The organism is Rahnella laticis (genome assembly GCF_015644585.1).
In the GTDB taxonomy this organism is placed as follows: domain Bacteria; phylum Pseudomonadota; class Gammaproteobacteria; order Enterobacterales; family Enterobacteriaceae; genus Rahnella; species Rahnella laticis.
Window position 1 is genome coordinate 136,582 of sequence record NZ_JADOBI010000005.1, and the last position, 19,876, is coordinate 156,457.

Below are 19,876 nucleotides of genomic sequence, written 5' to 3' on the forward strand. Positions count from 1 at the left end.
TCACCTCTGCTGTGAATCGCGGCTTGTTGATGTGGTCGCAGGTGCCGTGACCGTCACAGTGGCCGGAGCCGCTGTCGCAGGTTGGGCGCCTGCCGATGGTGTCACTGGCGTCTGCGTATTAATCCCGGGTATTGATGGTGCCTGTACTGGTGCTGCTGATGATTCGGGTGTCGCTGGCGCGGCCGGAGCCGGGCTCATTTTCGGCGCGAGTGCCGGGGCGGTCTGGCGTCCGGGGACCTGGCGTTGCAGTTCACCGGCGTCATTGATCGTGATCGCTTCGCCCTCACTGTTTTCGCGCTCAATCGCTTCTTCTGCGTGTTTATTGAGAACTAAAATACTGATGCGACGGTTAATCGCGTCCCCGGCCGGATGATTTTTAAGCTGCATGGTGGAACCCATCCCCATCACCCGCAGAACCTTCCCTTCGCTCAGGCCGCCGATGATCATTTCGCGGCGTGAGGCGTTGGCGCGGTCGGTCGATAATTCCCAGTTGCTGTAACCACGTTCGCCCTGCGCATACGGCATGTCATCGGTATGACCGGCCAGGCTGATTTTGTTCGGGAAATCGTCCAGAACCGGCCCGATCGCCCGCAGGATATCGCGCATATAAGGCTCAACAATGGCGCTGCCAAGCTGGAACATCGGGCGGTTTTTGCTATCGATAATCTGAATACGCAAACCCTGCTCGGTGAGGTTAATCATCAGATGCGGACGTAAATCTTTCAGACGCGGATCTGACGCCAGCATGTCTTCCAGCTTTTGCTGCAATTTCTGTAAATCGCCGGCTTCACGCTTACTTTCGCCCTGCGACTGATCCATTTTGTGGACTTCACCGTCCTGCACCGTCGGGTCAGCGCCGCCGCCCGGGATCGGGCTGGTGGCATCGCTGCTGCGTGGCCCGCCGGTGATGGCCACCGCCAGTGGCGTACGGAAGTATTCGGCAATTTGTACCAGTTCTTTAGGGCTGGAGATCGAAATCAGCCACATCACCAGAAAGAAAGCCATCATCGCTGTCATAAAGTCAGCGTAAGCAATCTTCCACGAACCGCCGTGATGCCCTCCGCCGTGCTTGTTCTTTTTCTTGCGTACAACAACGATTGGATGGCTCTGATGCTTCATACTTTTTCTTCTTCAGTTTGTTTCTGGCCCGGTGACTTGACCTGACGAACGTGTTCCTCCAGCTCGATGAAGGAAGGTCGTTCGGAGGTGTAAAGCGTTTTACGGCCAAATTCGACGGCAATTTGTGGCGCGTAGCCGTTGATACTCGACAGCAAAGTCACCTTGATGCACTGCATCATTTTGGCGTTTTCAGCACTTTTCTGGCGCAGTACGCTGGCCAGCGGGGAAATGAATCCGTAGGCCAAAAGGATACCGAGGAAGGTCCCCACCATTGCATGGGCAATCAATGCCCCGAGCTCTGCGGCCGGACGATCTGCTGCCGCCAGGGTGTGTACGATCCCCATAACCGCCGCCACGATACCGAAAGCAGGCAGTGAATCGCCGACCAGCGCCAGGCTGTTTGCCGGGACTTCACTTTCGTGCTCGTAGGTTTCAATTTCCTCGTCCATCAGTGCTTCGATTTCAAAGGCGTTCATATTGCCGCTGACCATCAGGCGCAGATAGTCCGTCAGATATTCGACTAAATGCTTATCGGCAAGGATGCGGGGATAATTAGCAAAAATGTCGCTTTCTGCCGGATTGTCGATGTCATTTTCCAGCGACAGCATCCCCTGCTGGCGCGATTTGGCGAGCAGGCGGTACAGCAGTGCCATTAAATCCATGTACAACGCTTTGTTGTATTTCGACGCACGAAACAGCTGCGGCAAGGCGCGCATGGTGGATTTAATCGCTTTGCCGTTGTTACCGACGAAGAAGGCGCCAATGCCGGCACCACCGATGATGAGTAATTCTGCGGGTTGGTATAATGCGCCCAGTTCACCGCCGACGAGCAGGAAACCGCCAAACACTGAGCCCATGACCACGAGGTAACCTAATATTACTAGCACGATGAATCCTTAATTCTATGTGGTTTTAGGGCGAGGAAAAGCGCGAGGCTGTGCCACCTTGCCCGATGTTACGCAGCTCAAACGTGCATAAAAGGGGCCAGATTATGGCGGAGACGTTAGGGGGAAATGATGAGCGGTGTTACCACCGCTCCGGACGACATACTGCAACCTAACAATCTCAGACAGCGCGCTTGACCTGTTCGTCCAGCTCTTGAGATGTTATATCGGCAACCTGCGGGGAAAGTTTACGTTTTTTTACTGCCCGGGATGGGGGTTGGCAAAGACTGCAGACAAACCCGTGGCGCGGTTGGTGTGCATGGGTAATGAATGAACCTTCACAGCAGTTGCAGGCAGAGAGCTGCAGCATTCCGCTGTCGACAAAACGGACCAGCGTCCATGCGCGGGTCAGCGCGAGGATCGGCGCCTCACCCGGTTGTTCCGGACATTGCTCCAGATAGAGACGGTAAGCCTTAATTACTGCTTCCACGCCATTACAATGCCCGCTCTTTAAGAGAAACGAGTACGCGTTGTAAAACATGGAAGAGTGGATGTTCTGTTCCCAGGTCATAAACCAGTCCGTTGAGAACGGTAACATCCCTTTTGGCGGCGGGCTGCCGCGCAATTCTTTGTACAGTTTAATCAGTCGGCCACGACTCAATTGCGTTTCGCTTTCCAGCATCTGCAATCTGGCACCCAGCGTAATCAATTCCATGGCAAGCTGAATGTCCCGTGCTTCCTGGACGATACTTTTTTCTGCCGGTTTGGTTGACGCATCTTTCCCAGACATAGCTACGCCCTTTTCTTCATCGCGCCGCTGTCTTTCGCAGCCAGGCCTTTAAGCAGGTGGCTGGACAACAGGATGCCGGTGTGGATTTGTTGCAAGTCATCCACGCGCGATTCCTGAGTCAGTCGTTCAATTGTCTTACTGTCGTCAAAGCGGAACTGACATAAAAGCTGGTTCGTTTCAGCCAGCTTCACCATCTGTGGCAGCGTCAGTTGCCCCAGGGTTTCTGCCATTACGTCATCAATCCCCAGGCGAAACATCGCTGAGGCCTTTTCGTCGTTAATCAAGCGCTGTGCCAACAATAGATATGACAGGTTGATATCATATATGTGCTTTAGCAATTCGGACATTCTGTTCTACCCCATTACCGATGCCACTTTTTTAAGGTGGCGGATTGATAGACATATTCCATGCAGCAAGAGTTTCACCCGGCGTGACAGGAGTATTTTTTACTATCAAAACAATTGGATCATTGGCTGATTAATAAATCTCACGTTGGAAATAGATTTATCCTGCGGTATTTACTTCACCGCCAATACAAAGTTGTTCCTGATGTAAACTAAATTAATTGTGACAATTGCACTGCTAAGTAATCGTGAAACACTTCAGTTTTGGTGTACTGGCAGGGTCCGTTGCTGTGATGGCGTCTCATTCAGTGAAACGCTTTTACATACATTATTAGGAATAATCTTACTACGACGCAACTCTAACCCCGTTCCCTTTATACATACAATCTGGGCGTTGCCGAATTTTGAATAAAGTGTGATGCACATCACACTTTTAAAACTTATTTTGTCTCCAAAAGTGCAATTTATCGTAAAAATTTGCGCAGTTTTAAACCAAAAGTAAAAAAGTGTCTAAAAAAGGGGGCTGTGGCTGTCTTTTTTCGCCATTTTGAGATCATTTTGTACAAAGACCAATTAAAGCCAAATGATTAGCACACAGACCAATCAATCATAGCCCACCCAGTTTTTTATGCTGTAAATTTCCAATAGCATGATCATTGTGCTAATTCTGCGCAACCCAGTCACCACAAGGCTTACAGGGGATCGAGTCCGGAAAGTTTTGGTTAAATTTAGTTCAAAAAGTAGGGGAAACGTGAGCAACCACGCTATTTCAAAAGCAAAAAGACAATGATTGTAAGTATTTGTTACCAGACAAGCGCAGACATCCAGTCATGAGACTAGATTGATAAGAAGAAATGATGAGACGGCGGACTCAGGCCGTACAAACGTATCGGCATCTCTTCAGGAAAACTTTAATGATTGTGGTTAAAAAAGTGGTTTATGCCGCTCAATGGCAAATTGAAAGCTCAAGAATAGGAATTTTATTACTCAACCAGCATCCCGCGCCACTTCCGACGTGTAAAATGCGAATAAAGCACATCGCTAACTGCATTTATTAAGAGGATTTTTGAATAGTTACGGAGATTAACCTGTTATTAAGCAGGCTAATTAGCGGGGGAAATAAAAATTTAATAATACACGGCACAGAATCTATCCAAACAAGGGTGCGGCGTTGTTACTGAACAATAAAAGACCAAATAAAAAAGCCTGCCTAAATTTCAGGCAGGCCATAACGTAATATTATCGAATAAGGTTTTGTAAGTTAAAAAGGCATGTTTCGTGGGTCCGGATGCTGATATTCGAACCCCAGTTCTTTGCAGATCCGGCCGCCATCGACAATTTTACCCTTCCCTGCTGAAGGCTCTTCAGCAAACGTCGGTGGCACCAGCCCCATCTGCCGCGCCAGTGCCGGATAGAATTCGGCTTTTGCCGGATGCGAAGGCGCGCAGAGATTATAGGTGTGGCCACCTTTTGGCAGGCTGAGCAATAAGGTGATGGCCGCGACCACGTCATCCTGATGGACCAGGTTGACGCCGTGCTGACCGCCTTTTACCTGCGTTTTTCCCGCCATGAATCGCCCCGGATGGCGATCGCCGCCGACCAGCCCGGCGAGGCGCAGGACATCGACCGACGTATTCGGTAAGCCGTGGAACCAGTTTTCCAGCTCTTTCAGCACAATGCCGCTGCGTGAAACAGGCAGCAACGGCGCGTCTTCTTTCATCACACCTTCATGGTCGCCGTAAACGGACGTCGAGCTGGTAAAGATGATACGCGGGACGTTATGCGCCAGCGCGCTGTCCGTCAGCTGTTGTACCGCCTGGAAATAGAGCTCGCTGCCCTCCGCCGTTCTGCGCGCAGGCAGCGTGATGATTAAGGCATCGACGTTGAGCAACTTTTCGAGATCGTCCGCTTCGCATTCCATTTCCGGCGTGAAGACCAGCGGGAAACATTCAATGCCAATCATTCTGGCGGCATCGACACCGTCGGGCGTGGTTTTGCTCCCGACCACGTCGTACCCTTTTGAGGCCAGCGCCATTGCCAGCGGCATGCCCAGCCAGCCCAGTCCGATAATCGAAATCTTTTTCATACATCGCTCCGTTTGTTCTCTGGCATGATTTCACCAGCTGCAGATATCTCTCTTTATACTAGCAAAATACGCCTTTTCCCTTTGGCGGTGCGTAAGGATTTCTCAGCGTCTGTTAGCAGATCATTCATTTATTTGATGAAAACCCTGCTGCGGATAAGAAAAACTCATCATCGGAAAAAAAGGTTGCGCAGTTGCCGCCCGATAGTTTAGTTTTATTGGCAACGAATTTGATACGTGTGGCGAATGATTCAGTTTTGAATCACGCGGCGCTGAATGAACAAAACGAGACACTGACATGACAAACGTTCTGATTAACCACCATCATCACCATCACCCTGACTAGTCTTTCAGGCGATTGGTGCTGGGAGACTGTTTAGATCTTCCAGTGGCGCAGAACGCAGAGAGAGCCCCCGGAAGATTTCTTCCGGGGGCTTTTTTTATGGCCGAAGGAATTGAAATAAAAGAATCTGACGAACTGAATTTACGATAAATAATTGAGAAACTGAGGTCATCATGCTGGATAAAACACGTTTACGGATAGCAATGCAGAAGTCAGGTCGCCTGAGCGATGAGTCGCGCGAACTGCTGGCCCGCTGCGGGATTAAAATCAACCTGCAGGAACAGCGTCTGATCGCTTTCGCTGAAAACATGCCGATCGACATCTTGCGTGTTCGTGATGACGACATTCCGGGGCTGGTGATGGACGGCGTGGTTGACCTGGGCATTATCGGTGAGAACGTGCTGGAAGAAGAGCTGCTGAGCCGCCGCGCTCAGGGCGAAGACCCGCGTTACTTCACGCTGCGTCGTCTGGATTTCGGCGGTTGCCGTCTGTCACTGGCCACGCCGCTGGACACCGAATACACCGGCCCGCAAAGCCTGCAAAATGCCCGTATCGCTACCTCCTACCCTCACCTGCTCAAGCAATATCTCGATAAAAAAGGCGTTGATTTCAAATCCTGCCTGCTGAACGGCTCAGTTGAAGTGGCACCGCGCGCGGGTCTTTCCGACGCAATCTGCGATCTGGTTTCCACCGGCGCAACGCTCGAAGCCAACGGTCTGCGTGAAGTTGAAGTGATTTACCGCTCCAAAGCCTGCCTGATTCAGCGCGACGGCGAAATGCCACAGGCGAAACAGCTGCTGATCGACAAAATGATGACCCGTATTCAGGGCGTTATTCAGGCCCGCGAATCCAAATACATTATGTTGCACGCGCCAAGCGAGCGTCTGGACGAAATCGTCGCGCTGCTGCCGGGCGCTGAACGTCCGACCATTTTGCCGCTGGCAGGCGATCAGCAACGCGTTGCCATGCACATGGTCAGCAGCGAAACGCTGTTCTGGGAAACCATGGAAAAACTGAAAGCGCTGGGCGCCAGCTCTATTCTGGTTCTTCCAATCGAAAAAATGATGGAGTAATGCCATGAAGCCTGACGCGTTCTCTACTCCTATTGACTGGCAACAATGCGACGCACTGCAGCGTCGCGACCTGCTGACCCGCCCGGCAATTTCTGCCTCCGACCGTATTACTGAATCGGTGAGCGAAATTCTGCGTCGTGTCCGCAGTGAAGGTGACAGCGCGCTGCGTGAGTTTTGCGCCCGCTTTGATAAAACTGAAGTGCAGGATCTTCGTGTCACCGCGGAGCAAATTTCAGCAGCTGCGGCGCGTCTGGGCGATGACGTTAAACAGGCGATGGCGCATGCGGTGCGTAACATCGACACTTTCCATCAGGCACAGAAACTGGCCGTGGTGGATATCGAAACGCAGCCGGGAGTTCGTTGTCAGCAACTGACCCGCCCGATTCAGTCCGTCGGGCTGTACATTCCGGGCGGTTCCGCACCGCTGGTTTCCACCGTATTAATGTTAGCGACACCAGCGCGTATCGCCGGTTGCCAGAAAGTGGTGCTCTGTTCACCGCCGCCGATTGCCGACGAAATTCTGTATGCCGCGCAGTTGTGTGGCGTGGAAGAGGTGTATCAGTTGGGCGGCGCACAGGCGATTGCGGCGCTGGCGTTCGGCACGGAAAGTGTGCCCCGCGTGGCGAAAATCTTCGGGCCGGGCAATGCCTATGTAACCGAAGCAAAACGTCAGGTCAGCCAGAGTCTGGACGGCGCGGCGATCGATATGCCCGCCGGGCCTTCTGAAGTGCTGGTGATTGCTGACAGCGGCGCAACGCCGGATTTCGTGGCGTCTGATTTGCTTTCACAAGCGGAACACGGCCCGGATTCACAGGTTATTTTACTGACGCCGGATGTGAAAATGGCGCAGGCCGTCGGCGAAGCGGTTGAGCGTCAGCTGGCAACGTTATCGCGCAGCGACATTGCGCGTCAGGCACTGGAAAGCAGCCGTCTGATTGTCGCGAAAGATCTCGCGCAGTGTATCGAAATCAGCAATGCCTACGGACCGGAACACCTGATTTTGCAAACCCGCGAGCCGGAGCAACTGGTCGACAGCATCACCAGCGCCGGTTCGGTATTCCTCGGCGACTGGTCACCGGAATCCGCAGGCGATTATGCGTCGGGCACTAATCACGTTTTACCGACATACGGCTACACCGCGACCTGTTCGAGCCTGGGCCTGGCCGATTTCCAGAAACGGATGACCGTTCAGCAATTAACGCCGGAAGGGTTGCTGGGGCTGGCGCAAACAATTGAAATACTGGCGCAGGCGGAACAACTGACTGCGCACAAAAATGCAGTAACCCTGCGTGTAAACGCCCTGAAGGAGCCGCGTTGATGAGTAATGAAAAGAATCTCAGCGTTCAGGCGCTGGCCCGAAAAAACGTACAGGAACTGACGCCTTATCAGTCCGCCCGTCGTCTGGGTGGCAACGGTGACGTATGGCTTAACGCCAATGAATACGCCATCGCGCCAAATTTTGAGCTGACGCAGCAGACGTTTAACCGTTATCCGGAATGTCAGCCCGCGCGGGTGATTAACCGCTATGCCGCTTACGCCGGTGTGGATCCTGAGCAGGTTCTGGTCAGCCGTGGCGCGGATGAAGGCATCGAACTGCTGATCCGCGCATTCTGCGAACCGGGCAAAGACGCCATCCTTTATTGCCCGCCGACATACGGCATGTACAGCGTGAGCGCGGAAACCATCGGCGTTGAAGGCCGTACGGTTCCGGCAAAAGCCGACTGGTCTCTGGATCTTCCGGCAATCGAAGCCGCGCTGGACGGTGTGAAGCTGGTTTACGTGTGCAGCCCGAATAACCCGACCGGCAATATTATCGACCCGGACGAAATCCGCGCCGTACTGGAAATGACCCGTGGCCGCGCGATTGTGGCGGTGGACGAGGCCTATATCGAATTCTGCCCGCAGGCGAGCGTTTCCGGCTGGTTGCAGGAATATCCGCACCTCACCATTTTGCGTACGCTGTCGAAAGCATTTGCGCTGGCCGGTTTGCGCTGCGGCTTCACGCTGGCGAACAGCGAAGTCATCGGCTTATTAATGAAAGTGATCGCGCCTTATCCAATCTCTACGCCGGTCGCAGATATCGCCGCACAGGCACTGAGCCCGGAAGGGCTGGCGCTGATGCGTCAGCGCGTGGCCGAAGTGACTGAAAACCGCGTCTGGTTACTGGAAGAGCTGGAGAAATGCGCCTGCGTTGAGGCTGTTTTTGCCAGCGATACCAACTATGTGCTGGCGCGCTTCACCGCATCAAGCGCAGCATTTAAAAACCTTTGGGATCAGGGCATTATCTTGCGTGACCAGAATAAGCAACCGGGGCTTTCCGGCTGCTTACGTATTACTATCGGCACCCGGGAAGAACTCCGGCGCGTTATTACCGCATTGCAGGCGTTACCCGGCGCCGCAGCCGCTTCTATTAATGAAAAACAAAATAGCCCCCGCAAGGAGCACATGTGAGCCAGAGTCCACAATTTCAAAAAACGCTCTTTATTGACCGTGACGGCACCCTGATTTCTGAGCCGCCGGAAGATTTCCAGGTCGATCTTCTGGACAAACTGGCGCTGGAGCCCGGCGTTATTCCGGCCCTGCTGTCCCTGCAAAACGCAGGTTTCAAACTGGTGATGATTACCAATCAGGACGGGCTGGGCACAGCAAGTTTCCCGCAGGAAACGTTCGACCCACCGCACAACCTGATGATGCAAATCCTGACATCGCAGGGCGTGGTTTTCGATGAAGTGCTGATTTGTCCGCACCTGCCTGCGGACCACTGCGACTGCCGTAAACCTAAAACCAAACTGGTGCAGGCTTATCTGGAAAGCGGCGTACTCGATACCGCCAACAGTTATGTGATTGGCGACCGTGATACCGACATCCAGCTCGCCGCCAATATGGGCATCGCCGGGCTGCGTTATCAGCGTGATACGCTGAACTGGGCCACTATTGCGGAACAGCTTACGAAACGCGACCGCCATGCCAAAGTGAACCGCGTAACCCGCGAAACCGCGATTGACGTGGATGTCTGGCTGGATCGCGAAGGCGAAAGCAAGATCCGCACCGGTGTTGGCTTTTTCGACCACATGCTGGATCAGATTGCCACCCACGGCGGTTTCCGCATGAACATCGAAGTGAAAGGTGATTTGTATATCGACGATCACCACACCGTTGAAGACACGGCGCTGGCGCTGGGTGAAGCCATTAATAAGGCGCTGGGTGATAAACGCGGTATTGGACGTTTCGGGTTTGTGTTGCCGATGGATGAATGTCTGGCACGCTGCGCACTGGATATCTCCGGCCGCCCGCACCTCGAATATAAGGCAGAGTTTAACTATCAGCGCGTCGGCGATCTGAGCACGGAAATGGTCGAACACTTCTTCCGTTCGCTGTCCTACGCGATGGCCTGTACCCTGCACCTGCGCACCAAAGGTAAGAACGATCACCACCGTGTCGAAAGCCTGTTCAAGGCATTCGGACGCACGCTGCGCCAGGCGATTCGTGTCGATGGCAATACATTACCGAGCTCGAAAGGAGTGCTGTGATGAACGTCGTTATCCTTGATACGGGCTGTGCCAACCTTTCTTCCGTGAAATATGCGGTTCAGCGTCTGGGTTTTGAACCGACGGTGAGCCGTGATCCGGAAATTGTTTTGCAGGCCGATAAGCTCTTTTTACCGGGTGTTGGCACCGCACAGGCGGCGATGGAACAACTCGAACAGCGCGAACTGATTACGCTGATTAAAGCCTGTACTCAGCCAGTGCTGGGGATTTGTCTCGGTATGCAACTGCTGGCATCTTCCAGTGAAGAAAACGGCGGGATTGATACGCTGGGAATTATTGAAACGCCTGTACGCCGTATGCCCGATCTCGGTTTGCCTCTGCCGCACATGGGCTGGAATCAGGTGACAGCGAACGCTGACAGCCATTTATTCCGTGGCATCGATGAAAATGCGTACTTCTATTTCGTTCATGGATTCGCCATGCCGGTTTGCGAAAACACGATCGCGCAGACGCTTTACGGTGAGCCTTTCAGCGCTGCCGTGCAAAAAGACAACTTCTTCGGCGTACAGTTTCACCCCGAACGCTCCGGTGCGGCGGGCGCACAGTTGCTGAAAAACTTTCTGGAGATGTAAACAGGATGATTATCCCGGCTTTAGATTTGATCGAAGGCAGCGTGGTGCGTTTGCATCAGGGCGATTACGGCCAGCAGCGTGATTATGGCAACGATCCGCTTCCACGTTTGCAGGATTATCAGCAACAAGGCGCAGAAGTTTTGCACCTGGTTGACTTAACCGGCGCGAAAGATCCGGCGGCACGTCAGATCCCGTTGCTGAAAAAATTGCTGGCGGGCGTGTCTGTACCGGTTCAGGTTGGTGGCGGTATCCGCACCGAACAGGACGTAGAAGCCCTGCTGAATGCCGGTGCAACCCGCGTCGTCGTGGGTTCAACGGCGGTGAAAGATCCGCAGAAAGTTCAGGGCTGGTTCCAGCGTTTCGGCGCAGACGCACTGGTTTTGGCGCTCGACGTCCGTATCGCTGCCGATGGCACTAAAAACGTCGCCGTCAGCGGATGGCAGGAAAATTCCAGTTCCACGCTTGAAGAGATCGTGGAACTGTTTCTGCCTTTCGGCCTGAAACACGTTCTTTGTACGGATATTTCCCGCGACGGCACGCTGGCAGGTTCAAACGTAGCGTTGTACCGTGAAGTGACCGCGCGTTTTCCTCAGGTTGCTTTTCAGGCTTCCGGCGGTATCGGTTCATTGCAGGACATCGCCAATCTGCGTGACAGCGGCGTGAAAGGCGTGATTGTCGGGCGGGCATTACTCGACGGTAAATTCAATGTGACGGAGGCAATTTCATGCTGGCAAAACGGATAATTCCCTGCCTCGACGTTAAAGACGGCCAGGTCGTTAAAGGCGTGCAGTTCCGCAATCACGAAATCATTGGTGACATCGTCCCGCTGGCACAGCGCTATGCGCAAGAAGGCGCCGACGAACTGGTGTTTTACGATATCACCGCTTCCAGCGATGGCCGCGTGGTCGATAAAAGCTGGGTGTCGCGCGTGGCAGAAGTCATCGATATCCCGTTTTGTGTCGCAGGCGGAATCAAAAGCCTGGAAGATGCGGGGCAGATTTTACAGTTTGGTGCCGATAAAATCTCCATCAACTCCCCTGCTCTCGCCGACCCGACGCTGATCAGCCGCCTCGCCGACCGTTATGGTGTACAGTGCATTGTTGTGGGCATCGATACCTGGCACGACGCGGCGACCGGCACTTATCAGGTCCATCAGTTTACCGGCGACGAAGCACGCACCAAAGTGACCACCTGGCAGACAATTGACTGGGTGAAAGAAGTGCAGGAACGCGGCGCGGGCGAAATCGTGCTGAACATGATGAATCAGGACGGCGTGCGTAATGGCTACGATCTGGAACAGCTGAAGATGATCCGCGAAGTTTGCCATGTTCCGCTCATCGCTTCCGGCGGTGCGGGCACAATGCCACACTTCCTTAACGCGTTCCGCGAAGCACGCGTTGATGGCGCACTGGCCGCATCGGTGTTCCACAAACAAATTATCAATATTGGCGAGCTGAAAAGCTATTTAGCTGAAAATGGCGTGGAGATCCGCTTGTGAGTAATCAGGAAGTAAAAACCGGTCTGCTGACCGGCGAACAAATCAGCCAGCTCGATTGGGAAAAAGTGGATAACCTGATGCCTGCAATCATCCAGCACGCGGTGTCTGGCGAAGTGCTGATGCTCGGTTACATGAATCAGGAAGCCCTGAGCGTTACGCAATCTTCCGGCAAAGTGATGTTCTTTTCTCGCACCAAAGAACGTTTATGGACCAAAGGCGAGACCTCAGAAAACTATCTGAACGTCGTGAGCATTACGCCTGATTGCGACAACGATACGTTGCTGGTGCTGGTCAATCCGGTTGGCCCGACGTGCCATAAAGGCAACAACAGCTGTTTCCACCCTGCCGAAACCGACTGGGCATTTTTGTATCAGTTGGAAGAACTGCTGGCATCGCGCAAAACCGCCGATCCGGAAAGCTCCTACACCGCCAAACTGTATGCCAGCGGCACCAAACGCATCGCGCAGAAAGTCGGTGAGGAAGGCGTGGAAACTGCACTGGCAGCAACCGTCAACGACCGCTTTGAGCTGAAAAACGAAGCGTCAGACTTGGTCTATCACCTGCTGGTGTTGTTGCAGGATCAGGATCTTAACCTGAGTGCGGTGATCGATAATTTGCGTCAGCGTCATAAAAAATAACGTCAACCTTGAGACGTAAAAAAGCCGCCTTTGCAGATGCATTGGCGGCTTTTTATTGACGTCAGCAACGGCGCGCTTTTCAGCACGCCGCCAAACGGATTAATCCAACCATTCGGTATGGAATACGCCGTCTTTATCAGTGCGTTTGTAAGTATGTGCACCGAAGTAGTCACGCTGTGCCTGAATCAGGTTAGCTGGCAGAACCGCTGAACGGTAGCTGTCGTAGTAATTGATCGCAGCAGAGAATGTAGGTGTCGGGATACCGTTCTGAACAGCATAAGACACAACATCACGCAGCGCTTGCTGATATTCGTCGGCGATGTTTTTGAAGTACGGAGCCAGAAGCAGGTTAGCGATAGACGCGTTTTCAGCGTAAGCATCGGTAATTTTCTGTAGGAACTGAGCACGGATAATACAGCCAGCACGGAAGATCTTCGCGATTTCGCCGTAGTTCAGATCCCAGTTGTTCTCGTCAGACGCGGCTTTAAGCTGTGAGAAGCCCTGAGCGTAAGATACGAGTTTACCCAGGTACAGAGCACGACGAACTTTCTCGATGAACTCAGCCTTGTCACCAGCGAAAGGTTTAACAGCCGGGCCAGACAACACTTTAGAAGCCGCAACGCGCTGATCTTTCAGAGAAGACAGGTAACGTGCAAACACAGACTCGGTGATCAGAGTCAGTGGCTCGCCCAGATCCAGAGAGCTCTGGCTAGTCCATTTACCGGTGCCTTTGTTCGCTGCTTCATCCAGAATCACGTCGACCAGGTATTTACCTTCTTCGTCTTTCTTGGTGAAGATGTCTTTGGTGATGTCAATCAGGTAGCTGCTCAGCTCGCCTTTATTCCATTCAGCGAAAGTGGTTGCCAGCTCTTCGTTGCTCAGGTTCAGGGACTGTTTCAGCAGGGAATAGGCTTCTGCGATCAGCTGCATGTCGCCGTATTCGATACCGTTGTGAACCATCTTGACGTAATGACCTGCACCATCAGCACCAATGTAAGCAACGCAGGCGTCGCCATCTTCAGCACGTGCTGCGATTTTTTCAAGAATTGGCGCTACCAGTGCATACGCTTCTTTCTGACCGCCAGGCATGATTGACGGGCCTTTCAGTGCGCCCTCTTCACCGCCGGAAACGCCGGTACCGATGAAGTTGAAGCCCTGCTCAGACAGTTCGCGGTTACGGCGAATGGTGTCTTTATAGTAGGTGTTGCCGCCATCGATCAGGATGTCGCCTTTATCCAGGTGCGGAGTCAAGGATGAGATGGTTTTGTCAGTTGCTTCACCGGCTTTCACCATCAGCAAGATACGACGTGGTTTTTCCAGCGAGTCAACAAACTCTTCGACGGTGTAGTGCGGAACCAGATTTTTACCCGGGTTTTCTGCGATGACTTCGTCAGTCTTATCGCCAGAACGGTTAAAAATGGAAACGGAATAACCACGGCTTTCGATGTTAAGCGCGAGGTTACGGCCCATGACCGCCATACCGACAACGCCGATCTGTTGTTTGGACATTAGCAACTCCTGTCTGAATTAGTTGATCGCCCAGAGTTTAGTCTAAACCCCTGTAAACAGTGAGTTTAACTGCACTGAGCTATACAAATGAACACAAGCATTGTACATGAGAATGGCGAAGGGTGAACCTATTGCAGCTATAACAATATTCTGAGGAAGTGATACAAACGATGTCAGGATACTGATACGACCAGCAGGCTAGTTTACTAAAGCAAGGTTGCGGGATAATTACTCAAACAACCCCACATATGCCTTATTATCCAATTACTTAACATAACCAACCGAAGGATAGAAGAGGAATTTGATTAATTTAGAACCTTCTTACAGGACTAGCCATAATTATCACGGCTGAATACAATACCGTTAGGTTCAAAACTTCAATAGAGTTTTGTGAAGATGAAAAAAGCAACAATGCGAAAAGTTAGTAGTCGAATTGTTGGAGATAAATATGAAAAATAGAAAGCTGGGTATTTTCGAACCACTGCATGCTGAAGGCCAAACATTATGCGAGAAAGACTTTATTGCTTTGAGGCTGAAGAGTAACGAACATGCGCATTGGCGCGAGTTTCGTATTTTACTAGATTTTTACTATGAAAAAAAACATGAAACATACGATTACTCAGGAATAATTTCGCCGAAATTCACGTTAAAAACATTAATTAGTGGCAAATCCTTTATTGATTTTATCAATAAGTCAGATGAAGCAGATGTTTATATCATCAATGCTTTCCCTCCACTTGCATACATATCTTACAATGTATGGATGCATGGGGAGGCTTTCCATCCAGGAATCACAGAGCGCACTCAAAAATTACTTGACGTATGCAATATAAAAATCGACTTAAAATGCATACCTCGTCATAGTCATCGTACACTTTGTTATTCAAATTTTTGGATTGGCACTCCAAATTTTTGGAAGCTTTACGCTGAAACTATATTAATACCAATTGAACAATATCTTTTGAATAATCCAGAAAGCGACATCAGTCGAAGCGTGCTTGAAGACACAACACATACTGATCCTGCGCCATTCTTGCCTTTTATCATAGAAAGATTGTTCAGCACATTTATATCAATGCGAAATGATATCACAATAGTTGCCTATCCATTTGATTACAAGAATAGCAGAGACTACTGTTTGAATGATTTTGAGACAGAAGTTGTAAAATGCATGGGTAAAGTGATCGATAAAGCAGACAGCGACGATAGTTATCCTAACATACTCAAAGATTCACAGTATTTGTACACGAAATTATATAAGAATTATTTCTCAGAGTATTACTCAATTCACCCACATCCTCATACGGGCTATACGGCCTCTTTGTTCAAAAAAAAATAATTCTTGTGATAAGCGCACTGATTTTATGAGGATGAATTGCTTCAGTGCGCTCAGTATGAACTACATTTTGACTCTAAGATTGATAATAAATTATCGATAAAAAATTCAAGCTAACTCCTTGTAAACTTCTGCATAACAGCGAGCCATTTCTTGTGCAGTGAATAGCGACATTAACCGTTTATTTCCCTGCTCACCCAACGATTTACACAAATTGGCATCATTGTTCAGCATAATCATACGCTGAGCAATTGCATCAGGATCTTGAGCAGCAACAATAAAACCAGTTACATCATGTCTATTCACGTAACTTGAACCTGAGCCAACTTCGCAACTGATAATTGGCTTGCCGAACAACTGGGCTTCAAGCAGTGAAATTCCAAAAGCTTCCGAACGTAAATGAGAAGGAAATACAAATGCTTTACATAAGGTCAATAAAGAAATTTTATCTTCGTCAGAAACATGCCCAACAAAAGTTATGTTCTTAAGGTGTTTATCTGCTGCTCGCTGCTCTAATTCAAGACGCAATGGACCATCACCGGCAATAACAACAGGAAGTCCAGATATCTCGGCAGCATCGATTAAATACTGCAATCCTTTGTAGTAACGAAGAACTCCGACGAATAAATAAAATCCTTTCCCAACTAGCCCTTCCCACTTAGTCATATTATCAACATCAGTACTGGAATAAGATTCAGGTTCAATGCCGAGAGGTATAATCGAGCACTTCTCTTTATAAGGTTTTAATGTTTCGCTTGTAGCAAGATATTGTGGAGAAGTTGTGATAATACGAGTGACATTTGATAGGAAATATTTCTCAAGTGGCTTATAGAGAATTCTAAGAAAACGTTGCCTGACAATATCTGAATGATAAGTCACCACAGAAGGCTTATTACTATGGCAGAAAATACTCAATATATCACCACTTGGCCATGGATAGTGATAGTTTATAATATCAGCCCATTCAGATAAACGTCGGAACTCTCTAATTAGGCTAAAAGAAAATCCATTAGAAGACACTTCCCAAACCTTCTTCTTAAGGATAATTTGAGTTCCTTCAAAGTAATAATTCTTGTCACTATCATTTGATAAGGATAAAACTTTTGACTCCATACCATAATGCTGTACACCTTGCGTGATAAAACGAATGGCTTGTTCCAGGCCACCTTTGGTTTCCGGGAAACAAGTTCTGTAAACGTGTAAGATTTTCATCATATGTATGGAAAAATAAATTATAATTTTAAGAGGATAAAAAGTACAACCTTTGAGAAAGGTCATTTCAACTGAAGTTTTTGAGATATTCCATAACTTCTCGAGTTTTAATCTGCATTAACTCATTATTATTTCGCGATTCAACATTAAGCCTGACTACAGGTTCCGTATTCGAAGATCGCAGATTGAAGCGCCAGCCGGAAAACTCCAAGCTCAAACCATCAAGTTCATCGGTTTTTATAGCCTGTTTTTTATAAATTTGTTTTAGACTTTCTACAGCGACTTCTGGTTGATTCAAGTGCATGTTAATTTCACCAGAAGATGGATAAAGTTCAATTCTAGAATCAACGGTTTCAGAAAGTTTCATACCCTTAATTGATAACAATTCAGTAACTAATAACCATGGAATCATACCAGAATCGCAATATGCAAAGTCTCTAAAATAATGATGGGCACTCATCTCACCACCATAGATTGCATCTTCATGTCGCATTCTTTCCTTGATGAAAGCATGACCAGTCTTCGACATAACTGGAATACCACCAGACTTCACTATGATATCTTGAGTATTCCATACTAGCCGAGTGTCATGAATAATCCTTTGTCCAGGGTACTTCGCGAGAAATGATTCGGCCAACAAACCGACAATATAATATCCCTCGATAAATCGTCCACACTCATCAAACATAAAACAGCGGTCAAAATCTCCATCCCAAGCTATACCCATATCAGCATTGTATTTAATCACGGCTTGAGATGTATCTGAACGACATTCAGGCAATAGAGGATTAGGTATACCGTTTGGGAAATTGCCATCTGCGTCGTGATGAATTTTAATAAATTCGATTGGGACATTAAGTTCAGAGAATTTTTTTTCTATTTCATCGATAACATGCCCTGCAGCGCCATTCCCTGAATTAACAACTAAACGCAAAGGTCGAATATTTTGCAAAGCAATGTATGTGAGTAAATGTTCAATATAGTTCTGGAGGTTAGAAAACTTAGTATAAGTACCAATTTCAGAAATGTCTGGAAATATTCCATTTTCAGCGATAGATTGTATTTCTCGCAATCCGTTATTTCCGCTGACTGGCACTGCATTTTTTCCAACTAGCTTCATACCATTGTAATCTATAGGATTATGGCTAGCAGTAACCTCAATTCCGCCATCAACATCCATAGTAAAAGCTGCGTGATAGATTTCTTCAGTTCCAGTCAGACCAAGATCAATAACATGAACCCCAGAATCAGTAAGCCCCGCGGCGAGTGATTGTTTCAATGAATCACTTGTCAATCGGACATCACCTCCAACAACAATAGTTTTAGGTTTAAAATGCAAAGCATAGGCACGACCTATCCGATAAGCTACCTCAGGGTTTAATTCTTCTCCAATTTTCCCACGAATATCATACAACTTGAAGCAAGGCATCTTATATGATTTATTATTCATTCTAGCTCCTAACTTATTGTATCGAATTATTAACATCAAGTCTTACAACATCATCTTCTGAAAGATAAAGCCCAGAATGGATCTCAATAACTTCCAAAGGTATTAACCCAGGGTTTTCCAATGAATGAGCCACACCAACAGGTATATATGTTGATTCATTTTCGCCCATAACAAAAATCTCTTCACCTTTATATATTTTTGCAGTTCCAGAAACGACAATCCAGTGTTCTGTTCGGTGATAATGCACTTGTGTTGATATCTTCTGCCCTGGTTTTAAGTAGACTTTATTTACCTGATATCGGGCACCTTCTGAAATATGATCATAATATCCCCAAGGCCTAAAAACCTCTCTGTGATGTAAAGCTTCCTTCCTATCGAATTTTTGAAGCTTATTTACGATTAGTTTTACTTCCTGAACTTGCTTTTTGTCAGCAACCAATACAGCATCTCGGGTTTCAACAACAATAATATCAGTCAGGCCAACAGTTGCGACAAGCCTATTGCTGGCATTTATGTAACAACCACTTGTATTTTCGTGTAAAACATCACCACGGATGACGTTTTGGGACAAATCTTTTTGACCAATTTCCCAAAGTGCCGACCAGGAACCTACATCGTTCCAGTTAACGCCAAGTGGCATAACGACGGCATCCTTAGTTCTTTCCATTACCGCATAATCTATGGAGATATTTGGAGAGTCATCGAAAGAGTTACTATCGACACGAATAAAATCGAGATCTTGACGAGAGTTTTTTAACGCAAGTGAACAGGCAGCAAGCACTTCCGGGCAGTATTTATCCAATTCCTCAATATATTTGGATGCTTTAAATAAAAATATACCACTATTCCAAAAGTACCCACCATGAGAAAGATAGAGTTTAGCTTGTTCACGCCCTGGTTTTTCAACAAAACTTTCTACACTAAAAGCAGAATCAATTGCTACTCCGCTTTTAATATAGCCATATCCTGTCTCGGGAGCTGTAGGAAAAATTCCAAAAGTCACCATTTTACCGCTATCCACCAAAGATAACGCTCTGCCAACCGTTTCATTGAAAACATCTACATCTTCAATGTAGTGGTCAGCAGCAAGCACGAGTAAAATAGAATCGGGATCTGAATGCATCGCGTGCAATGCTGCAAGTGCAATTGCCGGTGCAGTGTTCTTACCAGAGGGCTCTAAAATAATGCCACAATGGCATAAGGACTTTTTACGTAACTGTTCAGCGACGAGGAAACGATGTTCTTCGTTGCATACTATAATAGGATCTTTATAGGATTTGGAACTTACGCGGAGAAGTGTATCCTGAAACAAAGTGTCTTCACTAGTAAGAGAAAGGAACTGCTTTGGGAATTGAGTACGGGAAAGTGGCCATAGTCTCGTGCCAGCCCCACCCGCCATAATAACGGGTAATATAGTATTTGTCATATATCTCACTCCGTGAATAATTTTACACTAGCAGTAATAGCGCCTTACAAG

The 19,876-nt window shown here is 48.8% G+C and carries 18 protein-coding genes and 1 other annotated feature; of the genes, 9 read left to right on the forward strand and 9 right to left on the reverse strand.

The genetic code is table 11. The features are described from left to right. The 5 genes from motB to IV433_RS12560 all read right to left on the reverse strand — a co-directional run bounded on the left by motB (position 1) and on the right by IV433_RS12560 (position 5,223). Positions 1-1,119: a flagellar motor protein MotB gene (gene motB / locus IV433_RS12540; protein ID WP_195814577.1), complete on the reverse strand. Its 1,119-nt coding sequence runs from the start codon at positions 1,117-1,119 to the stop codon at positions 1-3. Then, positions 1,116-2,006, reverse strand: a complete 891-nt coding sequence (motA, locus tag IV433_RS12545; RefSeq protein WP_152325852.1) for a flagellar motor stator protein MotA — start codon at positions 2,004-2,006, stop codon at positions 1,116-1,118. Before motA ends, motB begins: the two co-directional genes overlap by 4 nt. Positions 2,007-2,184: 178 nt before the next feature. After that, positions 2,185-2,793 carry a flagellar transcriptional regulator FlhC gene (gene flhC / locus IV433_RS12550; protein WP_101078668.1) on the reverse strand — a complete coding sequence of 203 codons (609 nt, stop codon included), beginning with the start codon at positions 2,791-2,793 and terminating at the stop codon, positions 2,185-2,187. Positions 2,794-2,795: 2 nt separating this feature from the next. Then, entirely contained in the window at positions 2,796-3,140 is a 345-nt protein-coding gene (gene flhD / locus IV433_RS12555; protein WP_120508226.1) for a flagellar transcriptional regulator FlhD, read from the reverse strand. A 1,258-nt stretch (positions 3,141-4,398) separates the two neighbouring features. Continuing rightward, the gene (locus IV433_RS12560; RefSeq protein ID WP_195814576.1) at positions 4,399-5,223 is read right to left on the reverse strand and encodes an SDR family oxidoreductase; all 825 of its coding nucleotides are present in this window, start codon (positions 5,221-5,223) and stop codon (positions 4,399-4,401) included. A gap of 318 nt (positions 5,224-5,541) precedes the next feature. Continuing rightward, positions 5,542-5,663: a sequence feature (His leader region), on the forward strand. A 73-nt stretch (positions 5,664-5,736) separates the two neighbouring features. Between IV433_RS12560 and hisG the strand changes: the two genes are divergently transcribed. Genes hisG through hisIE form a run of 8 tightly spaced genes read left to right on the forward strand, consistent with a single transcriptional unit; the run spans position 5,737 to position 12,892 of the window. Further along, positions 5,737-6,636, forward strand: a complete 900-nt coding sequence (gene hisG, locus IV433_RS12565; protein ID WP_101078671.1) for an ATP phosphoribosyltransferase — start codon at positions 5,737-5,739, stop codon at positions 6,634-6,636. A 4-nt stretch (positions 6,637-6,640) separates the two neighbouring features. After that, complete coding sequence (hisD, locus tag IV433_RS12570; protein ID WP_195814575.1) at positions 6,641-7,954, forward strand: histidinol dehydrogenase; 1,314 nt, start codon at positions 6,641-6,643, stop codon at positions 7,952-7,954. After that, on the forward strand, positions 7,954-9,087 hold the full coding sequence (gene hisC / locus IV433_RS12575) for a histidinol-phosphate transaminase (protein WP_195814574.1): 1,134 nt from the start codon (positions 7,954-7,956) through the stop codon (positions 9,085-9,087). The genes hisD and hisC overlap by 1 nt, the downstream gene beginning before the upstream one ends. Next, on the forward strand, positions 9,084-10,166 hold the full coding sequence (gene hisB, locus IV433_RS12580; RefSeq protein ID WP_195814573.1) for a bifunctional histidinol-phosphatase/imidazoleglycerol-phosphate dehydratase HisB: 1,083 nt from the start codon (positions 9,084-9,086) through the stop codon (positions 10,164-10,166). The genes hisC and hisB overlap by 4 nt, the downstream gene beginning before the upstream one ends. Beyond that, the gene (gene hisH, locus IV433_RS12585) at positions 10,166-10,756 is read left to right on the forward strand and encodes an imidazole glycerol phosphate synthase subunit HisH (RefSeq protein WP_195814572.1); all 591 of its coding nucleotides are present in this window, start codon (positions 10,166-10,168) and stop codon (positions 10,754-10,756) included. The genes hisB and hisH overlap by 1 nt, the downstream gene beginning before the upstream one ends. A gap of 5 nt (positions 10,757-10,761) precedes the next feature. Continuing rightward, a complete protein-coding gene (gene hisA / locus IV433_RS12590) occupies positions 10,762-11,499 on the forward strand; it encodes a 1-(5-phosphoribosyl)-5-[(5-phosphoribosylamino)methylideneamino]imidazole-4-carboxamide isomerase (protein ID WP_195814571.1) in 738 nt (245 codons plus the stop codon). Further along, positions 11,481-12,254 (forward strand): imidazole glycerol phosphate synthase subunit HisF, encoded by a 774-nt coding sequence (hisF, locus tag IV433_RS12595; RefSeq protein ID WP_195814570.1) that lies wholly within the window; start codon positions 11,481-11,483, stop codon positions 12,252-12,254. Before hisA ends, hisF begins: the two co-directional genes overlap by 19 nt. 23 nt (positions 12,255-12,277) lie before the next feature. Continuing rightward, positions 12,278-12,892, forward strand: coding sequence for a bifunctional phosphoribosyl-AMP cyclohydrolase/phosphoribosyl-ATP diphosphatase HisIE (gene hisIE / locus IV433_RS12600; protein ID WP_195814688.1), 615 nt, complete (start codon positions 12,278-12,280; stop codon positions 12,890-12,892). Between the two features lie 99 nt (positions 12,893-12,991). Here the strand turns inward: hisIE and gndA are convergent, their stop codons facing one another. Beyond that, positions 12,992-14,401 (reverse strand): NADP-dependent phosphogluconate dehydrogenase, encoded by a 1,410-nt coding sequence (gndA, locus tag IV433_RS12605; protein WP_195814569.1) that lies wholly within the window; start codon positions 14,399-14,401, stop codon positions 12,992-12,994. A gap of 448 nt (positions 14,402-14,849) precedes the next feature. Here gndA and IV433_RS12610 point away from each other — a divergent pair, with 448 nt between their 5' ends. Continuing rightward, on the forward strand, positions 14,850-15,740 hold the full coding sequence (locus tag IV433_RS12610; protein ID WP_195814568.1) for a hypothetical protein: 891 nt from the start codon (positions 14,850-14,852) through the stop codon (positions 15,738-15,740). A 105-nt stretch (positions 15,741-15,845) separates the two neighbouring features. Here IV433_RS12610 and IV433_RS12615 read toward each other — a convergent pair whose 3' ends face one another. From IV433_RS12615 to IV433_RS12625, 3 genes are read right to left on the reverse strand one after another with little or no spacing between them, the layout of a single operon-like run. Beyond that, complete coding sequence (locus IV433_RS12615; protein WP_229893363.1) at positions 15,846-17,015, reverse strand: glycosyltransferase; 1,170 nt, start codon at positions 17,013-17,015, stop codon at positions 15,846-15,848. 1 nt (position 17,016) lies between these two features. Further along, positions 17,017-18,399 carry a phosphohexomutase domain-containing protein gene (locus IV433_RS12620; protein WP_195814567.1) on the reverse strand — a complete coding sequence of 461 codons (1,383 nt, stop codon included), beginning with the start codon at positions 18,397-18,399 and terminating at the stop codon, positions 17,017-17,019. Between the two features lie 13 nt (positions 18,400-18,412). Continuing rightward, positions 18,413-19,825 carry a mannose-1-phosphate guanylyltransferase/mannose-6-phosphate isomerase gene (locus IV433_RS12625; RefSeq protein WP_229893364.1) on the reverse strand — a complete coding sequence of 471 codons (1,413 nt, stop codon included), beginning with the start codon at positions 19,823-19,825 and terminating at the stop codon, positions 18,413-18,415. Positions 19,826-19,876 lie beyond the last annotated feature (51 nt).